Origin of the sequence: Rhodovulum sp. FJ3 (assembly GCF_032918305.1) — a bacterium.
Classification (GTDB): Bacteria; Pseudomonadota; Alphaproteobacteria; order Rhodobacterales; family Rhodobacteraceae; genus SAT37.
This window is the reverse complement of sequence record NZ_JAWJUU010000001.1, coordinates 420,237-441,763: the sequence shown is the minus strand read 5'-3', so window position 1 is coordinate 441,763 and position 21,527 is coordinate 420,237. Positions and strand designations below refer to the sequence as shown.

Annotated in this window: 22 protein-coding genes; 16 read left to right on the top strand and 6 right to left on the bottom strand. The window is 62.6% G+C overall.

Annotated elements, in window-relative coordinates; all coding sequences use genetic code 11:
* Window positions 1-15: 15 nt before the first annotated feature.
* The 5 genes from gor (at window position 16) to R1W00_RS02130 (ending at window position 5,269) form a co-directional block, all read left to right on the top strand.
* Complete coding sequence (gene gor / locus R1W00_RS02150; RefSeq protein WP_317261068.1) at window positions 16-1,374, top strand: glutathione-disulfide reductase; 1,359 nt, start codon at window positions 16-18, stop codon at window positions 1,372-1,374.
* Window positions 1,375-1,435: 61 nt separating this feature from the next.
* The gene (gene hflK, locus R1W00_RS02145; RefSeq protein WP_317261067.1) at window positions 1,436-2,584 is read left to right on the top strand and encodes an FtsH protease activity modulator HflK; all 1,149 of its coding nucleotides are present in this window, start codon (window positions 1,436-1,438) and stop codon (window positions 2,582-2,584) included.
* 3 nt (window positions 2,585-2,587) lie between these two features.
* Complete coding sequence (locus tag R1W00_RS02140) at window positions 2,588-3,463, top strand: protease modulator HflC (RefSeq protein WP_317261066.1); 876 nt, start codon at window positions 2,588-2,590, stop codon at window positions 3,461-3,463.
* Entirely contained in the window at window positions 3,463-3,657 is a 195-nt protein-coding gene (locus R1W00_RS02135; RefSeq protein WP_317261065.1) for a DUF2065 domain-containing protein, read from the top strand. Before R1W00_RS02140 ends, R1W00_RS02135 begins: the two co-directional genes overlap by 1 nt.
* Before the next feature lie 199 nt (window positions 3,658-3,856).
* Window positions 3,857-5,269, top strand: coding sequence for a Do family serine endopeptidase (locus tag R1W00_RS02130; protein ID WP_317261592.1), 1,413 nt, complete (start codon window positions 3,857-3,859; stop codon window positions 5,267-5,269).
* 85 nt (window positions 5,270-5,354) lie between these two features.
* Here the strand turns inward: R1W00_RS02130 and R1W00_RS02125 are convergent, their stop codons facing one another.
* On the bottom strand, window positions 5,355-5,894 hold the full coding sequence (locus R1W00_RS02125) for a peptidoglycan-binding domain-containing protein (protein ID WP_317261064.1): 540 nt from the start codon (window positions 5,892-5,894) through the stop codon (window positions 5,355-5,357).
* Window positions 5,895-5,943: 49 nt separating this feature from the next.
* The gene (locus R1W00_RS02120; protein WP_317261063.1) at window positions 5,944-6,324 is read right to left on the bottom strand and encodes an OB-fold nucleic acid binding domain-containing protein; all 381 of its coding nucleotides are present in this window, start codon (window positions 6,322-6,324) and stop codon (window positions 5,944-5,946) included.
* 117 nt (window positions 6,325-6,441) lie between these two features.
* Between R1W00_RS02120 and R1W00_RS02115 the strand changes: the two genes are divergently transcribed.
* On the top strand, window positions 6,442-6,765 hold the full coding sequence (locus R1W00_RS02115) for a 2Fe-2S iron-sulfur cluster-binding protein (protein ID WP_317261062.1): 324 nt from the start codon (window positions 6,442-6,444) through the stop codon (window positions 6,763-6,765).
* On the top strand, window positions 6,765-7,532 hold the full coding sequence (locus tag R1W00_RS02110; protein WP_317261061.1) for a VCBS repeat-containing protein: 768 nt from the start codon (window positions 6,765-6,767) through the stop codon (window positions 7,530-7,532). The genes R1W00_RS02115 and R1W00_RS02110 overlap by 1 nt, the downstream gene beginning before the upstream one ends.
* 57 nt (window positions 7,533-7,589) lie before the next feature.
* Here R1W00_RS02110 and purD read toward each other — a convergent pair whose 3' ends face one another.
* Window positions 7,590-8,852 (bottom strand): phosphoribosylamine--glycine ligase, encoded by a 1,263-nt coding sequence (gene purD, locus R1W00_RS02105; protein WP_317261060.1) that lies wholly within the window; start codon window positions 8,850-8,852, stop codon window positions 7,590-7,592.
* Window positions 8,853-8,921: 69 nt separating this feature from the next.
* Here purD and xseA point away from each other — a divergent pair, with 69 nt between their 5' ends.
* Complete coding sequence (gene xseA, locus R1W00_RS02100) at window positions 8,922-10,457, top strand: exodeoxyribonuclease VII large subunit (protein WP_317261059.1); 1,536 nt, start codon at window positions 8,922-8,924, stop codon at window positions 10,455-10,457.
* 9 nt (window positions 10,458-10,466) lie between these two features.
* Here the strand turns inward: xseA and R1W00_RS02095 are convergent, their stop codons facing one another.
* Both R1W00_RS02095 and R1W00_RS02090 read right to left on the bottom strand, forming a co-directional pair.
* Window positions 10,467-10,871 (bottom strand): hypothetical protein, encoded by a 405-nt coding sequence (locus R1W00_RS02095; protein ID WP_317261058.1) that lies wholly within the window; start codon window positions 10,869-10,871, stop codon window positions 10,467-10,469.
* 47 nt (window positions 10,872-10,918) lie between these two features.
* Window positions 10,919-11,977, bottom strand: coding sequence for an alkane 1-monooxygenase (locus R1W00_RS02090; protein WP_317261057.1), 1,059 nt, complete (start codon window positions 11,975-11,977; stop codon window positions 10,919-10,921).
* Window positions 11,978-12,096: 119 nt separating this feature from the next.
* On the opposite strand from R1W00_RS02090, the gene ftsY reads away from it, so the two are divergent.
* Both ftsY and R1W00_RS02080 read left to right on the top strand, forming a co-directional pair.
* Complete coding sequence (gene ftsY, locus R1W00_RS02085) at window positions 12,097-13,218, top strand: signal recognition particle-docking protein FtsY (RefSeq protein WP_317261056.1); 1,122 nt, start codon at window positions 12,097-12,099, stop codon at window positions 13,216-13,218.
* 16 nt (window positions 13,219-13,234) lie between these two features.
* Window positions 13,235-13,846: an inner membrane-spanning protein YciB gene (locus R1W00_RS02080; RefSeq protein WP_317261055.1), complete on the top strand. Its 612-nt coding sequence runs from the start codon at window positions 13,235-13,237 to the stop codon at window positions 13,844-13,846.
* On the opposite strand, the gene R1W00_RS02075 is transcribed toward R1W00_RS02080, so the two are convergent.
* A complete protein-coding gene (locus R1W00_RS02075; RefSeq protein ID WP_317261054.1) occupies window positions 13,843-14,784 on the bottom strand; it encodes an L-lactate dehydrogenase in 942 nt (313 codons plus the stop codon). The genes R1W00_RS02080 and R1W00_RS02075 overlap by 4 nt on opposite strands.
* 265 nt (window positions 14,785-15,049) lie before the next feature.
* Here R1W00_RS02075 and R1W00_RS02070 point away from each other — a divergent pair, with 265 nt between their 5' ends.
* From R1W00_RS02070 to R1W00_RS02045, 6 genes are all read left to right on the top strand, one after another.
* On the top strand, window positions 15,050-16,222 hold the full coding sequence (locus R1W00_RS02070; protein ID WP_317261053.1) for a type III PLP-dependent enzyme: 1,173 nt from the start codon (window positions 15,050-15,052) through the stop codon (window positions 16,220-16,222).
* A 176-nt stretch (window positions 16,223-16,398) separates the two neighbouring features.
* Complete coding sequence (ftsW, locus tag R1W00_RS02065; RefSeq protein ID WP_317261052.1) at window positions 16,399-17,565, top strand: putative lipid II flippase FtsW; 1,167 nt, start codon at window positions 16,399-16,401, stop codon at window positions 17,563-17,565.
* The gene (locus tag R1W00_RS02060; protein WP_317261051.1) at window positions 17,562-18,659 is read left to right on the top strand and encodes a UDP-N-acetylglucosamine--N-acetylmuramyl-(pentapeptide) pyrophosphoryl-undecaprenol N-acetylglucosamine transferase; all 1,098 of its coding nucleotides are present in this window, start codon (window positions 17,562-17,564) and stop codon (window positions 18,657-18,659) included. Before ftsW ends, R1W00_RS02060 begins: the two co-directional genes overlap by 4 nt.
* On the top strand, window positions 18,659-20,065 hold the full coding sequence (murC, locus tag R1W00_RS02055) for a UDP-N-acetylmuramate--L-alanine ligase (protein ID WP_317261050.1): 1,407 nt from the start codon (window positions 18,659-18,661) through the stop codon (window positions 20,063-20,065). The genes R1W00_RS02060 and murC overlap by 1 nt, the downstream gene beginning before the upstream one ends.
* A gap of 12 nt (window positions 20,066-20,077) precedes the next feature.
* The gene (locus R1W00_RS02050) at window positions 20,078-21,268 is read left to right on the top strand and encodes an APC family permease (RefSeq protein WP_317261049.1); all 1,191 of its coding nucleotides are present in this window, start codon (window positions 20,078-20,080) and stop codon (window positions 21,266-21,268) included.
* The gene (locus R1W00_RS02045) at window positions 21,265-21,510 is read left to right on the top strand and encodes a DUF2484 family protein (protein ID WP_317261048.1); all 246 of its coding nucleotides are present in this window, start codon (window positions 21,265-21,267) and stop codon (window positions 21,508-21,510) included. Before R1W00_RS02050 ends, R1W00_RS02045 begins: the two co-directional genes overlap by 4 nt.
* The last annotated feature ends 17 nt before the right edge of the window (window positions 21,511-21,527 follow it).

The following is a 21,527-nucleotide window of genomic DNA, read 5'->3' as shown; positions in this document are numbered from 1 at the left end:
GATATTGGAAGAAACATGGCTTTTGACTTTGATCTTTTCGTCATCGGTGGCGGTTCTGGTGGGGTGCGCGCCGCGCGTCTGGCCGCAGGTGAGGCAGGGGCCAAAGTCGGCCTAGCCGAGGAATACCGTCTGGGCGGCACCTGTGTGATCCGTGGCTGTGTGCCCAAGAAACTGATGGTGTTCGCATCGGGCTATCCGCGTCTGGTTGAGGATGCACAGGCCTATGGCTGGGAGGCGCAGATCGGGTCGTTCGACTGGAACACGTTCAAGCCGAAGCTGCACGCCGAACTGGACCGCCTTGAGGGCCTTTATGGCAACACCCTGAACAACGCGGGCGTTGAGGTGTTTGATGCCCGCGCCACGCTTGAGGACGCCCATACCGTGCGTCTGGGCGACGGGCGCACCTTTACCGCCAAGCACATCTTGGTGGCCGTGGGCGGCTGGCCCTATGTGCCGGAATTCGACGTCGCGGATGAGATCCTGACCTCGAACGAAATCTTCCATCTGGAAAAACTGCCCAAGAACATCCTGATTGTGGGTGGCGGGTTTATCGCCTGTGAATTCGCCTGCATCCTGAACGGGATGGGCGTTGAGGTGACCCAATATTACCGTGGCGAACAGATCCTGCGCGGTTTCGACGGGGAGGCCCGCGGCCATGTTGCCGAACTGATGCGCGAAGGCGGGGTGAACCTGCATGTCGGCACCGATGTTCTGGAGATGAAAAAGGTCGACGGCGGTCTGTGGGTCAAATCCGCAGACGGCAAGGAAGGCGTCTATGAAAAGGTGATGTATGCCACTGGTCGTCGTCCCAACACCGCGAACCTTGGTCTGGACAAGGCGGGCGTGAAAACCGGTCGCAACGGCGAAATCATCGTGGATGAGTATTCGCAGACCTCGGTCCCGTCGATCTATGCGGTGGGCGATGTGACCGACCGTATCAACCTGACCCCGGTCGCGATCCGCGAAGGAGCGGCTTTTGTCGAAACCGTGTTCCACGGTCGCCCGACCAAGCCCGATCACGAACTGGTCGCAAGCGCCGTCTTCACCCAGCCCGAACTGGGCTGTGTCGGCCTGACCGAAGAACAAGCGCGCGAGCAAGAGCCGATTGAGGTCTACGCGACCTCCTTCCGTCCGATGCAGTCGCTGTTCGCCGGTCGTCCGGACCGTGTGATGATGAAACTGATCGTCAGTCAGGAAACCCGCAAGGTTCTGGGCGTGCACATCGTGTCCGAGGGCGCGGGCGAGTTGATCCAGATGGCCGCCATCGCGGTCAAAATGGGCGCCACCAAAGAAGATTTCGACCGGACGGTTGCGGTTCACCCCACAATGTCCGAAGAATTGGTGACAATGAAAGCACCCGTGCGCAGCGCTTGATTTCTCCAAGCGCACCACCACCTTATGTGCACCAGTGATTATGAAAGGGATGACAACCTAGATGTCTGGAAATAATGGCGGCCCGTGGGGGAGCGGTGGTTCGAACAAAGGGGGCGGCAATCGCGATGACGATCGGCGCCCCGCTGGTCCTAACGACGGTCCCCAAATTCCCGAGATTGACGACCTGATGCGCAAAGGTCAGGAACAACTCAAGGTCCTGATGGGCGGACGCGGCGGTCGCAATGGCGGCGGACGTCCCGGTGGCGGTGGCGGCGATGGCGGCCCCGGTATCACCAAAGGCATGGTTGGTCTGGGCGCGATTGCGGCGGTTGGCCTTTACCTGTTCTCGTCCTTTTACACCGTCAAACCCGAAGAGCAGGGCGTTGAACTGCTGCTTGGGGAATATTTCCGTACGACGGACAACGGCCCGCACTTTGCGTGGTGGCCCTTTGTGACCGTCGACGTGATTCCGGTGACGACGGAACGCACCGAAGACATCGGTGTCGCGACGAACTCGCGCTCGCAAACCGGTCTGATGCTGACCACGGATGCGAACATCGTTGATATCGATTTCCAAGTGGTCTGGAACATCAACAACCCCGCGAACTATCTTTTCAACGTGGCCGACGCCCGTCTGACGGTTCAGGCCGTGTCGGAATCGGTCATGCGTGAGATCATCGCGGCCAGCAACCTTGCGCCGATCCTGAACCGTGACCGTGAGGCCATCGCGATCGACGCACAGGAACGTATTCAGGCGACCCTTAACGAATACGAGGCTGGTATCAGCATCGTTCGTGTGAACCTCTTGAAGGCTGACCCGCCCGCCGAGGTCATCGACAGCTTCCGTCAGGTGCAGGCCGCCGAACAGGAACGTGACCGTCTGGAACGTACGGCAGACGCCTATGCGAACCGCGAACTGGCCCGTGCCCGTGGTGAATCCGCACAGACCTTGGAAGAGGCCGAAGGTTACCGCGCGCAGGTCGTGAACGAAGCCTTGGGTGAGGCCAGCCGCTTTAGCGCTGTGCTCGAGGAATATTCCCAAGCGCCGGACGTGATCCGCAAACGTCTCTACCTTGAAACGATGGAACGCGTTCTGGGCGACGTGGACAAGATGATCCTTGATCCGTCGCTGACGGGTTCGGACGGGGCAGGGGGCGTTGTGCCCTATCTGCCGCTGAACGAACTGACGCGCTCGAACGGGGGGAACTAAGCCATGAAAAAGACGACTTATATTCTGCCGGTTCTGGTGGTCGCCGTTGTGCTGGCGCTGTCCTCGCTGTTCGTTGTGGATGAACGCGAAAAGGCGCTGGTGCTGCAATTTGGTCAGATCAAGGCCGTGAAGGAAGAACCCGGTCTGGCGTTCAAAATTCCGCTGATCCAAGAGGTCGTGCGCTATGACGACCGTATCCTGTCGCTGGACACCACCGAGATTGAGGTGACCCCGTCCGATGACCGCCGTCTGGTGGTGGACGCGTTTGCCCGTTACCGGATTGCCGATGTGGTGCGCTTCCGTCAGGCCGTAGGTGCGGGCGGTGTGCGTGCCGCCGAGGACCGTCTGGGCGCGATCCTGAACTCGCGTATCCGCGAAGTTCTGGGTGCCGATCAGGTGACCTCGGACACGATCCTGTCCGAGGAACGCGGCGATCTGATGCTGCGTATCCGTGATCAAGCCCGGATCAGTGCGGCCGCACTGGGCATCGACGTGGTCGACGTGCGTCTGAAACAGACCAACCTGCCGTCGCAGAACTTGAACGCGACGTTTGAACGGATGAAAGCCGAGCGTGAACGCGAAGCCGCCGACGAAATCGCCCGTGGTAACGAGGCCGCCCAGCGTGTGCGCGCTCTGGCCGACCGTACCGTGGTTGAAACCTTGTCCGAGGCCGAGCGTGAGGCGCAGATCATTCGTGGTGAGGCCGATGCGCGCGCCAACGAAATCTATGCCGATGCATACGGTGCGGATGCGGAATTCTTTGCCTTCTACCGGTCGCTTCAGGCCTATGAACGCGCCCTGACCGGTCAGACCTCGACGATGGTTCTGACGCCCGAGGGGGAATTCTTTGACTATCTGCGCGGGGCGGACGCCCAATAATGTCCGACCTGCTACTGGCAATCGGACTTGTCTGCGTAATTGAGGGGCTGGTGTTCGCACTGGCCCCTTCGCGTTTTCAGGACCTGTTGCGCCAACTGGCGGAATTGCCCGTGGGCACGCGGCGCACCCTTGGCCTAAGTACACTGGCACTTGGCGTCGGTTTGATCTGGCTTGCGCGGGTTTTTGCCGGTTGATCCGTTCAAGGGGTCACGTGGCCGTGACGCAGGTTTTTATTGTTGGTGTTGCCCAATTGCCTACCTATCTAAATAGTAATGGAACCGGGCAGACGACACCGTTTCCCAAATCGAACAGATCATCTGTGGAGGATGTCACGTGAAGCGACAGGCAATCGTAGCAACCAGAACAGCCCCCAATCGCGCCGCACAGGCCGTGATGGCCCTGATCATGGGGTTGGCTTTGGTGATGGCGCAAACCATCGCCGCCGAGGCGCGCGGCGCCCCTGAAAGTTTCGCCGATCTGGCCGATCAGGTCAGTCCGGCCGTGGTGAACATCACCACCTCGACCACGATTGAGGCCAACACTGGCCCCGGTCCCGTGGTCCCCGAGGGTTCCCCGTTTGAAGATTTCTTTCGTGAATTCGGCAATCCCAATGGCGATGGCGCCCCGCGTCAACGCCGTGGTCAGGCGCTGGGCTCGGGCTTTGTGATTTCCGAGGACGGGTTCATCGTTACCAATAACCACGTCATCGAACAGGCCGATGAGATCGAGATCGAATTCTTCTCGGGCAAGACGCTGGATGCCATCGTTATCGGGACCGATCCGAACACCGACATCGCCCTTCTGAAGGTCGAGAGCGACGAGGCCCTGCCGTTTGTGCCCTTTGGTGACAGTGACGCGATGCGCGTTGGCGACTGGGTCATGGCCGTGGGCAACCCGCTTGGCCAAGGCTTCTCGGTCTCCGCCGGTATCGTCTCGGCCCGCAATCGCGCCCTGACCGGCACCTATGACGACTATATCCAAACCGATGCCGCGATTAACCGCGGTAACTCGGGTGGTCCCCTGTTCAATATGGACGGTCAGGTGATTGGCGTGAACACCGCAATCCTGTCGCCCAACGGCGGCTCGATCGGGATTGGCTTCTCAATGGCCTCGAACGTTGTCACGAACGTCGTGGGTCAGTTGCAGGAATTCGGCGAAACCCGCCGTGGCTGGCTGGGTGTCCGTATTCAGGACGTTGGCCCCGATGTGGCCGAGGCGATTGGTCTTGAGGCCGCTGCCGGTGCACTGGTCACCGATGTGCCCGAGGGTCCGTCGTCCGAGGCCGGGATTGAGGCCGGTGACGTGATCATCTCGTTTGACGGCAAGGACGTCGTGGATACTCGCGAACTGGTCCGTATGGTCGGCAACGCACCGGTCGGTGCAACCGTCCGCGTGGTGGTGTTCCGCGATGGCGCGACCCAGACGCTCAAGGTCGTTCTGGGTCGTCGTGAGACCGCTGAAAACGCCGTACCTGCGGTCGCCGAACAAGCCGCCCCCGAAGAACCCGCCGAGATGATCGTGCTGGGTCTGACGGTGATGCCGCTTGGCGATGAGATGCGCGATGAGCTGGGCCTTGGCGGCACGGTCGAAGGTCTGGTCGTCACCAACGTGGATGAGGCGTCCGAGGCCTATGAAAAAGGCCTGCGCGCCGGTGACGTGATCACCGAGGCGGGCCAGAAAAAGGTACTGGAACCCGCCGATCTGCAGGCCCGTCTTGATGAGGCCACAGAGGCCGGTCGCAAATCCATCCTGCTGCTGCTGCGCCGTGGGGGCGACCCGCGCTTTGTGGCGCTGACGCTGGAATAAGGCGAACATACCAAAAAACCTAAAACGCCCCGTGCCGCAGGCCGGGGCGTTTTTCATTTAGGTCAGTCGCCCGCCAAAGGGCGGATCAAATGTCAGGTGTGGGCGGGATCAAACTGGGATCATAGGCGACCAGACCCAATTGCCGCGCCGCCGCCAGCGATAGGGTCGCGCTGTCCAGCCCCTGTTCCTTTTGATAGGTCTGCACCGCGCGCCGCGTCAGCCAATCATAGGTCCCCGTCACCGGCCCCACATGATATCCCCGCGCCTTGAGCGCGCGTTGGAGCGAGGCAAGGAATTCGCTATCCTGAACCTCGGGGCAGGGGGTTTCGAACCACGTCTCGCGCCGCTCGCGCACGATCCTCTGTAACGTTTCGGTCCGGTAAAGGGCGGGCGAGATCACCGTGCCGTCGTCCAGAATTTCGGCCGGTTGCACAAGGTTCTGTTGTGTCACGGTTTCGATCACGGCGGGTTCGGTGCGTTTGGACCAACACGTGCCTGGTGCGGCACCCGGCGGCGCGGGCGTCTGGCCATCGGCCGAGACGCGGGTCACATCGGCACCGGGCGCGGTCGTGCTGCACGCCGCACAGATCGCCACAACGGGCAATATCCCAAGGAATGGTTTCATCGGTTGGTCTGCTCGACTAGGACGGGCTTGGGCCCTTGTTGGGCACAGTTTAGCGCGTTTGGGCCTGTTGCGCCACCAGCCTGTCGAACTCAGGGTGCAAGAGCAGATCCAGCATGGGCGATATGTCCTCAATCCGCTCGGCCACCACATGGTTCACGCCCGAGTCCCGTTGCAACCGCCCCGTCACCCGCAACAGCCGCCCCGAGATCACCGCGCGGCGGTATTGTTCGAACATCTTGGCCCAGACGACCACATTCGCGGTGCCGGTTTCATCCTCAAGCGTCAGGAAGACCACGCCCTTGGCCGTGCCGGGACGTTGGCGCACCAGAACCAGACCGGCAATCGTCACCCGTCCGCCAACTGGCGTATAGGGCAGGCGGTCATTGGGGGTACAGCGCGGCCCCTGAAAGGTGGACAGATCAAGCGTCATGGTGAGAACAAATATAGAACAGTGTGACGCAGCGACAAGCCCTGCGCGAGGGGCTGGCAAAAATCACGCGCCTGCCTTATGTCACTGGGGCACAGGGTTTTAGAATGAGAGTATGAGATGGCGAAGATCACCTATGTCGAACACAACGGCACCGAACACACCGTAGACGTGGCCAGTGGCCTGACCGTGATGGAAGGTGCACGCGACAACAACATTCCCGGCATCGACGCCGATTGCGGGGGCGCTTGTGCCTGTTCGACTTGCCACGCCTATATCGCACCCGATTGGGTCGAAAAGCTGCCCGCGATGGAAGCGATGGAAGAAGACATGCTGGACTTTGCCTATCAGCCCGATCCGGCCCGCTCGCGCCTGACCTGTCAGTTGAAGGTCACGGACGAGATGGACGGTCTGGTCGTCAATCTGCCCGAGAAACAGATCTAATGTCGCGCCAAGCGCCGCGTCACCGGTTGCGCCCATGGGGGCGTACCGCACGCGGCGCGGCGGTTATGGCGGTGCTTGTGGGGGCGGGGATGCCTGCCGTAGCCGAGCCCGTTGCGGTCGCCGCCCGTTTCGACGGGCCGACCACCCGTTATCCCCATGGCGCCTTGGGCGATGACGTTGAATTCACCACCCTGACCGTGACGATGGACAGCGGCACCGAAGTGTCGGTCCACTGGGCGCGGGACGTGGTGTTTGAAGATACCGTTCCCCTGTTGGCCGATGTGGACGGGGGCGGCGCGCCGGAAATCATCGTGACCGAAAGCCACGCGCGTCAGGGGGCGCGTATGGCCATCTACCGCGTCGATGGGGAGGTTGTTCGTCTGGACGTGGCGACCCCGTTTATCGGTACGCGGTTCCGGTGGTTGTCGCGGATTGGCGCGGCGGATCTGGACGGGGATGGCGTGGTGGAACTGGCCTATATCGACCGGCCGCATCTGGCCAAGACCCTGCGCGTGTGGCGCTATGACGGGGTGGGGGCGTTGTCGCCCGTGGCTGAACTGGCGGGGCTGACGAACCACCGCATTGGGGATGAGGTGATTGAGGGCGGCATCCGGTCCTGTCCGGGTGAGGTGCCCCAGATCGTCACGGCGGATGCGAATTGGTCGTTCGTTCAATTCACGACGCTGGAGGATGGCGCATTGCGCACCAAACGCGGCGATCCCTATCGCGGGGCAGAGAGCTTGGCGAACGCCCTGATCTGCGACTAGGCCAAAAGAAAAGGGACGGCGCGTGGCCGTCCCCCGATCCGGTCAAACCGGCGGCGATCAGAGTGCGCGCCAGCCGATGTCCTTGCGATAGAACCCGTCGGGCCAGTCGATTTTCGCGGCCATCTCATAGGCGCGATCGCGGGCCTCTTGCAGGGTTGCGCCCCGCGCGGTGACGTTCAGAACGCGCCCGCCATTGGCCAGAACCTTGTCCCCGTCGGCCTTGGTGCCCGCGTGGAACACCATGTTCTTGCTGTCGGACGGCAGATCGGCAAGCCCCTTGATCTCGGTGCCCTTGGCATAGCTGCCCGGATAGCCGTTCGCGGCCATCACAACGGTCATCGCGTGATCGTCAGCCCAGTTCACCTGAACCTCATCCAGACGCCCCTCGGCACAGGCCAGCAGGATGTCCAGAACCTGAGCACCCAGACGCATCATCAGGGCCTGACATTCGGGATCGCCAAAGCGGACGTTGTATTCGACCAGACGGGGCTGGCCGTCCTTGATCATGAAGCCGGCATAGAGAACGCCCTGATAGGGGGTGCCGCGTTTGGCCATTTCGGCGACGGTCGGTTTGACGATCTCGTTCAGGGCCTTTTCCGTGACCGTATCGGTCATGATCGGCGCGGGGCTGTAGGCGCCCATGCCGCCGGTGTTGGGGCCGGTGTCGCCATCGCCCACGCGCTTGTGGTCTTGGGCGGTGCCGACGGGCAGAACGTTTTCGCCATCGCACAGGATGAAGAAGCTGGCCTCTTCGCCCTCCATGAATTCCTCGATCACGACCTCGGCGCCCGCGGCCCCGAATTCGCCGCCGAACATGTCGTCGATCGCCGACAGGGCGGTGTCCACGTCCATCGCCACGATCACGCCTTTACCGGCGGCCAGACCGTCGGCCTTGACCACAATCGGCGCGCCTTGCTCGGTCACATAGGCGCGGGCGTCGGCGGCATTGTCAAACCGCGCGTAACCGGCGGTCGGTGCGCCACAGGCGTCGCAGATTTCTTTGGTAAAGCCTTTGCTGGCCTCCAGACGCGCAGCGGCCTTGGACGGGCCGAACACGGGGATACCGGCGGCGCGCAGATCATCGGCCACACCGGCGGCCAAGGGGGCCTCGGGGCCGATCACCACAAAGGAAATCGCGTTTTCCTCGGCAAAGGTGACAACGGCCGCGCCGTCCTCGATGTTCAATGCCGCGCATTCGGCGATCTCGGCCATGCCCGCATTGCCCGGGGCCGCGATCAGGCGGTCGCATTTCGGGTTTTGTTGAATCGCCCATGCCAGCGCATGTTCACGCCCGCCACTTCCCAAAATCAGAATATTCATGGTGCCCCCGCTTGGCCTTCGGTTTGCGGCGTTCTAAGCTGAGAGCCGTGCCATGACAAGCGAGCAGAGATGTCCGACCTGATTGATGACCCGATCCCGGGGGCAAACGCGCCAGAATTCACCGTTTCCGAGATCTCGGGCGCGGTCAAACGCACGATTGAGGGCGCGTTTGACCGGATTCGGGTGCGCGGTGAGGTGGGGCGCGTGTTCCGTGCGCGTTCGGGGCATCTTTATTACGACATCAAGGACGACAATAACGTGTTGTCCTGCACCACGTGGAAGGGACAGGCCGCGCGCCTCTCCGTTCTCCCCGAAGAGGGGATGGAGGTGATTGTCACCGGCAAGCTGACCGCGTTCGGGGCTCAGTCGAAATACAACATGAACGTCGAAGAAGTGGTCGTCGCGGGCGAGGGTGCCTTGATGGCCATGCTGGAAAAACGCAAAAAGGCGCTGGCGGCTGAGGGTCTGTTTGACGAGGCGCGCAAACGTCCGATCCCCTATCTGCCGGAAATCATCGGCGTTGTGACCTCGCCTTCGGGCGCGGTGATCCGCGATATTTTGCACCGGCTGCGCGACCGGTTCCCGCGCAAGGTTCTGATCTGGCCCGTGGCGGTTCAGGGGCAGAACTGTGCGCCCGAGGTCGCCAATGCGATCCGTGGGTTCAATGCCTTGACGCCCGGTGGCGCGCTGCCCCGTCCCGATCTGATTATCGTGGCGCGCGGCGGTGGCTCGATTGAGGATCTGTGGGGCTTTAACGAGGAAATCGTCGCCCGCGCGGTGGCGGCATCCGACATTCCGCTGATTTCCGCCGTGGGGCACGAAACGGACACGACGCTGATCGACTTTGTCTCGGACAAACGCGCACCCACGCCGACGGCGGCGGCGGAACTGGCCGTGCCGGTGCGATTGGAACTATTGTCCTGGGTGGATCAACAGGGCGGGCGGTTGACCCATGCCCTGACCCAGGGGGTGACGCGCCGCGCCCAGCGGCTGCGCGATCTGTCTCGTGCGCTGCCCCGACCGGAACAGTTGCTGGACCCCGCGCGGCAACGGCTGGATTTTGTCGGCCACCGCTTGGCCCCCGCGTTGATCGGTGTGACCCAGAAACGCCGCGTGCATCTGTCGACCCTATCGGGCAGTTTGCGCCCCGCCTCGCTGCGTCGAAATGTGGCCGAAGCGCGCCAACGTCAGGACCGTCTCAAGACACGCCTGACGCCCGAGGTCATCACCCGTGACGTCACGCGCAAGCGCACAGATCTGAACCGTCTCAGCGACCGGTTGACGCGCGTGGGCACGGTGAACAACGACCGCCTGCGCGCGCGTCTGGAGACGCTGAACCGGATGCGCAACAGTCTGGGGTATGAGGAAACGTTGAAGCGCGGCTATGCCGTGGTGTGGGATGGCGACGCGGTCGTCACCACCGCCGCACGCGCGGCTGAGGCGTCCGATCTGCAGATCCAGTTCGCGGATGGCAAGATGTCGGTGGGTGAGGGCGGCGCGCCTGTGCCCCCCGCGCCTGCGGCCCCGAAACCGGCCCCCAAACCCAAGCCCAAGGCGAAACCAAAGCCCAAACCGGACACGCCCGAACAGGGTAGCCTGTTCTAAACCGCGCCGTTATACGCCCGTCCAAGGCGTGCCACAGGTCAAGGGTTTTTCGCTAACGCCCATCTGTTCCAGAACCCGACCCTGACCGTCGGGGGCGTCAAATTCCGCGCGCAGACCGCTGGCCCCCTGATCAAAGATCCAGCATTGTTGGTTCAACGGATCGTGCTCATAGACAAAACAGATGCGACCGGCGCGGGCAAACCACCGTCCCTCGCTGCATTCCCCGTCCATAAAGCTCCAGATGACGCGATGATCCGGCAGGTATTGTTCGGCCCCGTAAAGTTCCCCCTCGGATCGGAAGTAGATCGTTTTGCCTTGGGTCAGGGCATCGAAAATCTCGCCGTCATCAATCGGGACGGCCATGGCCATCGGCGCAGAGAGGCATAGGGCAAGGATCAGATGTATCAGGCGCATGAGGCAACCCTAGCACGGAATGTTTACAGGTCGAGGTGACAGTCGCGTTACTCTGCGCCGGTTTCCTCGGGCATCCAGCGCGCCACGCGTTTGTCCATCACCCGCCGCCACAGGGTCGGGAACAGGGCGACGGTCGCCATCGCGGGCAGGCTGAGGGGCAGGCGCGGGCCGCTGCCCCGCTCACCAAGGCGCAACGCGGGGTAGGGGCGCGCGGGATGGGCGTGGTGGTCGGAATGGCGCGGCGCGTTCAACATCAGATAGCTGGTGAACCATTGCGGCGCGTCCCACGAATGGCGCTGATCCACCGGCTCGGGCCGTCCATTAACCGTCGCGCGGCGTAGGCCATAATGTTGCACATAATCCGACAGGATCAATTGCGCGGTGGCATAGGTCGCAAGGGCGATATGCGCAATCGCGCCCGCCACGCCAAAGATCAGACCGCTGGCCAACAAGCACCCCGCCGCGCCTCCCACGTAGAGGACATAGGGGTTGCGCCACCACGCCGCCGCCCGTGCGCGCTCGGCGCTCAGGCCTGCGCGAAACGACCCGATCCATGCACGCGGTGCAAAGCGGTAATAGCTCTGGCCCAAGGGCGCGCTGTTTGGATCATCGGGGGTGGCGACAAACCGGTGGTGGATTAGGCGATGCGCCGAGGTGTGATGCCCGTAGAACAGCGAAATATAGACCCACATCCCCAACCGGAACAAACCGCGCCGCGACCGGTGGATCAACTCATGCGCATTGGCGTTGCTGACCTGTCCCATGAACAGACCGGCGGCAAAGAACAGGGCGATACGCTCGGGCGCGCTTAGGGGGCCATGCCCCGATACGCCCGCGACCGCGCTGATCAGAACGGCAAAATGCCCGAGGGCAAGCGCCACGGACAACGGGTCCGCGCCGGGAAACTCGGCCCCCTCTGGCGCGTTCGGGGTGACATAGGCGATCAACTGATCCATCAGAAAGGTCAGCAAGGTCAGATAGATCAACGCGGCCCAGACCCAGATCCCACCGGCCCATGCCCCCAGAACGATCAACCCCACAGGCATCAGGGTGATCGCGGAAAACAGGGCCATTGAGGGGCCTTTGGGCGCGGCTGTTGTGTCCATTGCGTGCCCAAGATGACCCATCCCCCGCACGGGTTCTAGTGCCGATTGCACCGCCTGCGGCAACGGGGCCTTCCATCACTGGCCAATTGCCATTAAGTGATCTCTAACCGGAGGCACACATGGCAATTTTCAAAAAGCTCAAGGATCGGCTGTTCAAATCTTCGACCAAGATCGAAGAGGGGCTTGAGGCCATCGTGGATGAGGGCGCAGAGGCACCCGAAACGACACCCGAACCCGCGCCCGTTGCCGAACCGCTGCCGCCTGTGACGCCGGTCGATCTGGGCGCGGTCGACGCCGCCCCGCTCGATGCGGGGGGCGGCGACAGTTCCCCCGATGAGACGCCCGAACCCGCGAAAACCGGCATCCTTGGCCGGATCATGGGCCGCGGTGAGGCCGCGCCGGTCAAACGCCGCACGCTCGATGACGACATGCTTGAGCAACTCGAAGAGCTGCTCATCACCGCCGATATGGGCGTCGATACGGCCCTGCGCGTGACCGCCAATATGGCCGAAGGCCGCTTTGGCAAACGTCTCAGCGTTGAGGAAATCAAATCCCTGCTGGCCTCGGAAATCGCCCGCATCATGGAACCGGTCGCCAAGCCGATGCCCCTTTACCCGTCCCGCCCGCAGGTGGTTCTGGTCGTGGGCGTCAATGGCTCGGGCAAAACCACGACCATCGGCAAACTGGCCAGCCAATTTCGCGCCGCGGGCAAATCCGTGGTGATTGCCGCTGGCGATACCTTCCGCGCGGCGGCTGTTGAACAGCTTCAGGTCTGGGGCACCCGCGCGGGCGTCCCCGTCCTGACCGCACCCGAGGGCAGCGATCCGGCCTCTTTGGCCTATGACGCGATGACCAAGGCGCAAGAGGACGGCGCAGACCTGTTGATGATCGACACGGCGGGCCGTCTGCAAAATCGTCAGGACCTGATGGAAGAGCTGGCCAAAATCGTGCGCGTCATCCGCAAAAAAGACCCCGAGGCCCCGCATAACACCCTGTTGGTTCTGGACGCGACGACGGGTCAGAACGCGATCAATCAGGTCGAGACGTTTCAGAAACTGGCCGATGTCTCGGGCCTTGTGATGACGAAACTCGACGGCACGGCCAAGGGCGGTGTTCTGGTCGCGCTGGCCGATAAATTCGGTCTGCCGATCCACGCGATTGGCGTGGGCGAACAGATTGACGATCTGTCCCCCTTCGACCCCGAAGATTTCGCCAAGGCCCTTGCCGGTCTCGACGCCTAACCGAAACGGAACCCCCATGGCCGAACAGAAAAAGATCAACCCGATGCTGAAAATGGCGCTGGAACTGGGGCCGATCGTCCTGTTCTTTCTCGCCTACACCCGTCTGCGCGACCGGACATTTGACATCGGCGGTCAGGCCTATGACGGGTTTATCGTCGCAACCGCGCTGTTCATCCCGTTGATCGTGGTGACGACCCTGATCCTGTGGAAACTGACCGGCCACCTGTCCAAGATGCAGATCGCCACGGTGGTTCTGGTCGTGGTGTTCGGCGGGTTGTCGGTCTGGCTGAACGATGACCGGTTTTTCAAGATGAAGCCGACGATGATCTACACCCTGTTTGCCGGTGTGCTGGGCTATGGCCTGTTGCGGGGGCAATCCTATCTGCGCTTTGTGATGGAGGAAATGATGCCCCTCCAGCATGAGGGCTGGATGATCCTGACCCGCCGCTTGGCGCTGTTTTTCGCGGGCCTTGCGGTGCTCAATGAAATCATCTGGCGCACCATGTCGACGGATGCGTGGGTCAACTTTAAAACCTTTGGCCTGACCATCGCGATCTTCGCGTTCTTCATGGCGCAGGGCAAAGTGATCCAGACCTATTCCATCCCCGAAGACGCCGACCGCACCTAAGCGGTCGCCTTACCTAAGTCGTCCCATGTGCGGCGCAGGATCGTCGCGCTGTGATGCAGCGCGCGGTCCTCATCCGGTGACAGGTCCGGCATCAGATCGGCGTGGATGCCGCCCGCCCCCACGATGCGGGGCAGGGACAGGGCCACGTCGCGCACCCCCACCACGTCGGGCGTCACCATGGACACGGACAGCACCGTCTGTTCATCGCGCAACACCGCGCGCGCAATCGCGGCCAGACCCGCGCCGATCCCGAACCACGTCGCACCCTTGCCGTTGATGATCGAATAGGCGGCGTTGCGCACCGCGCTGTCGACCTCGCCACGCACGGTGGCGGTGATGGGCGCGGCGATCTGGGCGGCAAAGGTCGTCAGGGGCAGGGACCCCGCCCGCGCCGAGGACCATGCCAGAACCTCGCTGTCGCCATGCTCGCCCAACACATAGGCATGCACCGATTGCGGCGAGATGCCGAAATGCGTTCCCAGCAGGGCGCGGAACCGCGCGGTGTCCAGAATGGTGCCCGACCCGATCACGCGGCGTGCCGGAAATCCGGTCAGGTCCTGTGTGATCTGGGTCATGATATCGACGGGGTTCGTCGCCACCAACAGAACCGCATCAGGCGCATATCGGGTGATCTGGCCACAGACATCGGCAAACACCGCGCGATTGCGCGCCAGCAGGTTCAGACGCGTTTCGCCGGGCTGTTGGGCCACACCCGCCGCAATCACGATCAGATCGGCCCCCGCCACCTGATCATAACCCCCGTGGCGCAACACACAGGCAGGCCCGAACGGTACGGCATGGGCGATGTCCTCGGCCTGCGCACGGGCGAGGGCGGGGGATTTGTCCACGAATACAATCTCTTGGGCGATGCCCGCGCTGGCGATGGAAAACCCTGCCGCGCTGCCGACCATGCCCGCTCCGATAATAGCAACCTTCATCCCGAACCCCTTATTTACAACTGCAATCCCCCCGTATTCCCACCCTAGCACCGCCACCCGTTTGGGTGGAAAAAATCGGCGGATAAAAAAATGTGGGTCTGTGATGAATTTTTCTTGAAACGACTCAGACGTGCTTTTATGTGCCCCCGCAAGACGCCAACGCACGCGCCTCTGGCCGAGTCCCTGACTCCGTGTTTACGTAGCGACGGTAACGTCTCCCTTGGAAGTGAGCGGTCATATATGGCCGGGTCTATTGGAGATGACCATGAACGCTACGATTACCGATTTCGTCGGAGAATTCTCTGTAAACACTGTTTCCCGCGTTGAGGACTATATCCGCGCGAACACGTTCGATCGCCCGACGCTGGTCATCGATACCCAAGCGGTCGCACATCAGTACCGCGCCCTGCGCGCCGGTCTGGGCCGCGCCGACATCCACTATGCCGTCAAAGCAAACCCCGCGCCCGAGGTCATCGAGACCCTGATCGCGCTGGGCGGTCACTTTGACGCCGCATCGCGCGCCGAAATCGAACTCTGCCTTGGTCTGGGTGCGGCACCGGAAACCGTGTCGTTCGGCAACACCATCAAACGCCCCAGCGACATCGCCTTTGCCTACCGCGCCGGTGTGCGTCTGTTTGCAGCCGACGCCGAGGAAGAGCTTGAAAAGCTGGCCGAGCACGCGCCCGGTGCCAACGTCTATATCCGCATCATCGTCGATGCGACCGAGGCCGACTGGCCGCTGTCGCGTAAGTTCGGCTGTGGTCGTGACAAGGCGGTCGCGCTGGCGAAAATGGCGGTGGAACTGGGCCTGAACCCGATCGGTCTGTCCTTTCACGTCGGCAGCCAGACCCGCCGCGCCGAGATGTGGACCCCCGTTCTGGATCAGGTGGCTGCCGTTTGGGCCGCCGTGCGTGAGGCCGGTATCGAACTGACCCTGCTGAACATCGGCGGTGGCTTCCCCGCGTTCTATGGCGAAGACATCGACCACCCCACGACCTATGCGCGCCGCGTGATGGAACTGGTGGCCGAGCGTTTTGGCGACGTCCCCCACATCATGGCCGAGCCGGGTCGTGGTCTGGTGGCCGAGGCCGGTATGATCGCCGCCGAGGTTCTGTTGGTGTCCAAGAAATCCGATCTGGACACCTATCGCTGGGTCTATCTGGACATCGGTAAATTCTCGGGTCTGGCCGAAACCATGGATGAGGCCATCCGCTATCAGTTCATCACCGACCGCGACCACGAAGACACCGGTGCCTGCATTCTGGCCGGTCCGTCTTGCGATAGCGCTGATGTTCTGTACGAAAAGCGTCCTGTGCAGCTGCCCGTCGGTCTGCGTGCCGGTGATCGGATCATCATCCGCGCCTGTGGGGCCTATACCTCGACCTATGCGTCGGTCGGGTTCAACGGTTTCCCGCCGCTGGATGTGATCGCGATCTGATCGCACCGCCCTTTGTAATGCCGCACGCCCGTCCCGTTCACTCGGGGCGGGCGTGCTTTTTTCCGCCGATGAGCAGGCGCGATTCGCCTTAACGCTGGCGTGATTCGTTTGGCCTTGCTAGACTGGGCAAATCAGATCCGGACAAACCGGACGATAAAGGCAGTCGAGGCGGTAATATGACGGAAATGGTGTACGGCGCCGCGCCTATGCGCGTGGGGGATCCTGTTCTACCTCGGTGGTGGCGCACGATCGACAAATGGACCCTGTCCAGCGTTCTGTTGCTGTTTAGCATTGGCCTGTTGCTGGGCCTTGCGTCCTCACCGCCCTTGGCCGCGCGCAACGGGCTTGATCCTTTCCATTATGTTGAACGCCAAGCGTTTTTCGGCTTTGTCGCGCTGGGTGTGATGATGGTCACGTCGATGTTTTCGCCTGATCTGATCCGGCGTCTGGGCGTGCTGGGTTTCTTTGCGGCCTTTGTGGCGCTGGCCCTGTTGCCGGTGCTGGGCACGGATTTCGGCAAGGGCGCGGTGCGCTGGTACAGCCTTGGGTTCGCCTCGGTGCAGCCGTCCGAGTTCCTCAAGCCGGGGTTCATCATTCTGGCCGCGTGGCTGATGGCCGCCAGTCAGGAAATCGGTGGCCCGCCGGGTAAATCCTTTAGTTTCGCCATCGCCGTGGTCATCGTGGCCTTTCTGGCGATGCAGCCCGATTTCGGCCAATCGGCCCTGATCCTGTTTGCATGGGGCGTGATGTATTTCGTCGCCGGTGCGCCATTCATCCTGTTGATCGGGATGGCGGGTCTGACCATGATGGCGGGCACGGTGGCCTATTATAATTCCGAACATTTTGCGCGTCGGATCGACGGATTCCTGTCGCCCGAAATCGACCCGCGGACCCAGCTTGGCTATGCCACGAACGCCATCCGCGAGGGCGGGTTTTTCGGCGTCGGCGTGGGCGAGGGGACGGTGAAACAATCCCTGCCGGATGCGCATACGGATTTCATCATCGCCGTCGCGGCCGAGGAATATGGCCTTGCCCTCGTCCTTGTGATTATCGCGCTCTATGCGGTGGTGGTTGTGCGGTCCCTGTACCGCTTGATGCGCGAACGTGACCCGTTCATCCGTCTGGCGGGCACGGGTCTGGCGTGCATTTTCGGCGTTCAGGCCTTTATCAACATGGGCGTGGCGGTGCGTTTGCTGCCCGCCAAGGGCATGACCCTGCCGTTTGTCAGCTATGGCGGTTCCTCCATCATCGCGGGCGGTATTTTAATGGGCATGTTGTTGGCCCTGACGCGCACCCGTCCGCAGGGTGAAATCGGTGATATTTTGATGCGAAGAGGTCGTTGATGGCCCCCCTTTTGGTGATTGCGGCCGGTGGGACCGGCGGCCATATGTTTCCGGCACAGGCCTTGGCCGAAGAGATGATCGCACGCGGTTGGCGGGTGAAACTGTCGACCGATGCGCGGGGCGCGCGCTATGCGGGGAATTTCCCCGATGCGGTTGAGATTGAACAGATTTCCAGCGCGACCTTTGCCCGTGGCGGGGTCTTGGCGAAACTGGTTGTGCCGTTCCGCCTGTTGGCCGGTGTGATGGGCGCAAGCGTCAAGCTGATGCGCGACAAGCCCGCCGTTGTGGCGGGGTTCGGCGGCTATCCGTCCTTTCCGGCAATTGCGGCGGCGACGCTCCTGCGCCGCCCGCGCATGATCCACGAACAAAACGGCGTTCTGGGCAAGGTGAACAAGGTCTTTGCCAAACGCGTCAGTGCGGTTGCCTGCGGTATCTGGCCCACAGACCTGCCCGACGGTGCGACCGGCACGCATATCGGCAATCCCGTGCGCGGGGCCGTTCTGGACCGCGCCGCATCGCCCTATATCGCGCCGGGCGACTACCCGATGAGCATTCTGGTCATCGGCGGCTCCCAAGGGGCGCGCATCCTGTCCGATATGGTGCCTGCCGCACTGGGCATGATGCCCGATCACATCCGCCCGCTGTTGCGCGTCGCCCATCAGGCCCGCCCCGAGGATCACGACCGCGTCGTTACGGCCTATGCCAACGCCGGTATCGCCGCCGAGGTCAAACCGTTCTTTGCCGACATCCCCGGTCGCCTCAGCGAGGCCCAATTGGTCATCAGCCGCTCGGGCGCGTCCTCGGTTGCCGATATTTCGGTGATCGGGCGTCCCTCGATCCTGATCCCCTTTGCCGCCGCCGCCGGTGATCACCAGACCGCCAATGCGCGCGGGCTGGTCGAGGCGGGCGCGGCGATCATGGTGCCCGAATCCCGTCTTGATCCCCAATCCCTTTGCGCGCAAATAGGCACGGTTCTGGAACAGCCCGCCGCGGCGATCCAGATGGCGATGTCCGCCTTGTCCTGTGGCAAACCGGACGCCGCGCGCGAACTGGCCGATATGGTCGAAAATCTGGCCCAAGAGGGGACCGCCTGATGAATGCTGCTGCTGTCACGAAACTGCCCACCGATGTCGGGCCGATCCATTTTGTCGGGATTGGCGGGATCGGGATGTCGGGCATTGCCGAGGTGCTGTTGAACCTTGGCTATCGCGTGCAGGGCAGCGACCTGAAGGCCAGCAAGATCACCAAACGGCTCGAGGAGTTGGGCGCCACCGTGTTTGAGGGCCAGCGCGCCGAGAACCTTGACGGGGCCGAGGTCGTCGTGATTTCCAGCGCGATTAAACCGGGCAACCCCGAACTGGACGCCGCCCGCGCCACAGGCATGCCGGTTGTGCGCCGGGCCGAAATGCTGGCCGAACTGATGCGCCTGAAATCGAACATCGCGGTTGCGGGCACCCATGGCAAAACCACCACGACCACGATGGTTGCGACCCTGCTGGATGCGGGCGGGATCGACCCGACCGTGATCAACGGCGGCATCATTCACGCCTATGGGTCCAACGCCCGCATGGGCGAGGGCGAGTGGATGGTCGTCGAGGCCGATGAGAGCGACGGCACCTTTAACCGTCTGCCCGCCACCATCGCCATCGTCACCAACATCGACCCCGAGCATATGGAGCACTGGGGCACGATCGAAAACCTGCGTCAGGGCTTTCTTGATTTCGTGTCCAACATCCCGTTCTACGGTCTGGCCGTCTGTTGTACCGATCACCCCGAGGTTCAGGCGCTGGTCGGTCGCGTGACCGACCGCCGGATCACGACCTTCGGGTTCAACGCACAGGCCGACGTGCGCGCGATCAACCTGCATTATAAGGCCGGTAAGGCCCATTTCGACATCGCGCTACAGGCCGATGATCGTGTGATTGAGGGTTGTGTCCTACCGATGCCGGGCGATCATAACGTGTCCAACGCGCTGGCCGCTGTGGCGGTGTCGCTGCATCTCGGGATGACGGGCGATCAGATCCGCGACGCGCTTGCCGCGTTCGGGGGCGTGAACCGTCGCTTTACCAAAGTGGGTGAGGTGAACGGCGTCACCATCATCGACGATTACGGCCACCATCCCGTCGAAATCGCCGCCGTTCTGCGCGCCGCCCGTCAGGCGAGTGAGGGGCGCGTGATCGCCGTGCATCAGCCGCACCGCTATACCCGCCTGCATTCGCTGTTTGACGATTTTTGCACCTGTTTCAACGACGCGGATGTGGTCGGCATCGGCGAGGTCTACGCCGCAGGTGAACAGGTGATCGAGGGCGCAACGCGCGACGATCTGGTGGCGGGTCTGATCCGTCACGGCCATCGCCACGCCCGCGCCGTCACGTCCGAGGACGATCTGGAACGTCTGGTGCGTGAACAGGCCCGTCCGGGCGATATCGTTGTCTGCCTCGGGGCCGGCACGATCAGCGCTTGGGCCAACGGTCTGCCCGCACGGTTGTCCAACAGCTAAAAAGGTGCCGCCATGGCAGAGACGCTGAAACGCCGCATCGGTCTGGGATTGCTGACCGCCTACGGTGTCGGCGTCATGGTGGGGGCGGGGATATACGTCCTTGTCGGTGCGGTCGCGGGATCGGCGGGCGTCTGGGCACCTCTGTCCTTTTTGATTGCCGGTCTGATCGCCGCGCCCTCGGCCCTGAGCTATGCCGAACTGTCCACCCGCATCCCCAAGGCCGCGGGTGAGGCCGCCTATGTCGAACAGGCGTTCGGCCTGCGGTGGCTGGCGCTGGTGATCGGGTTCGGGATCGTGGTTGCGGGCACGATTTCCGCCGCCGCCGTGTTGCGCGGCGGGGCGGGATATCTGGGCGGATTGGTGCCGCTGGGACAGCCGGTTCTGATTGCGGTGTTGGGCGTGTTCCTGATCGGTGTGGCCTTGATCGGTGTGTTGGAGAGCCTCGCCATCGCGGCCCTGTTCACGGTGGTCGAACTAACCGGTCTGATCCTTGTGATCTGGGCGGGGCTCAGCGCCGAGCCGTCCCTGCCATGGCAGGCCCCCGTGCCGGTGTCGATCACCGGTTTGGGCATCGGCGCGGTTTTGGCGTTTTTCGCCTTCATCGGGTTTGAGGACATCGTCAACATGGCCGAAGAAGTGCGCAATCCCACCAAGACCCTGCCGCGCGCGATTATATTGTCGCTGATCGTGACCTCGGTGATCTATGCGCTGGTGTCGATGGCGGCGGTGCGGGCGGTTGCGCCGTTTGATTTGTCGCACAGCACCCAGCCGCTGGTCGATGTCTGGCGCGCACGCACCGGCGGATCGGCCGCGTTTTTGTCCGCGATTGCGGTGGCGGCAGCGTTGAACGGGGTGCTGGCGCAAATCGTCATGGCGTCGCGTGTGTTGTTCGGGATGGGGCGAGATACGGCCGGACTGACCCTGTTCGCACATACATCCGCGCGGTTCGGCACGCCGGTCACGGGCACAATCGTCGTGGGCACGGCGGTGATCGGGGCGGCATTGGCCCTGCCGGTGTCGGCCTTGGCCAGTGTGACGTCGACAGTCCTTCTTGGCGTTTTTGTCATTATCAACCTCGCGCTGCTGCGTCTAAAACGGGTGACGCCCGAGGCCCCGTTCCGCGTGCCAACCTTTGTGCCGCTCATCGGCGCGGTGGTCGCGGCGGGGGCGTTGGTTTTGTCGTTTGTCTGGGGGACCCTATGAATTTGGCATTCGTTCTATGCTGTCTTTGGCTGATCGTGGCGAATGTGATCGCGATGTTCCCAAGCCGCCGGAAACATTGGCCCGCCGCCTATGCGTTGATGAGCGCTGGCCTGCCTCTGGTCGCCTATGTCATCTGGGCCGAAGGCATCTGGTGGGCACTGTTGTTCATGGCGCTGGCGGCGTCGGTTCTGCGCTGGCCCTTGGTTTTCGCGCTGCGCTGGGTGCGGCGTCAGTTCGGCTAGGCGGGGATGGGCGTCCT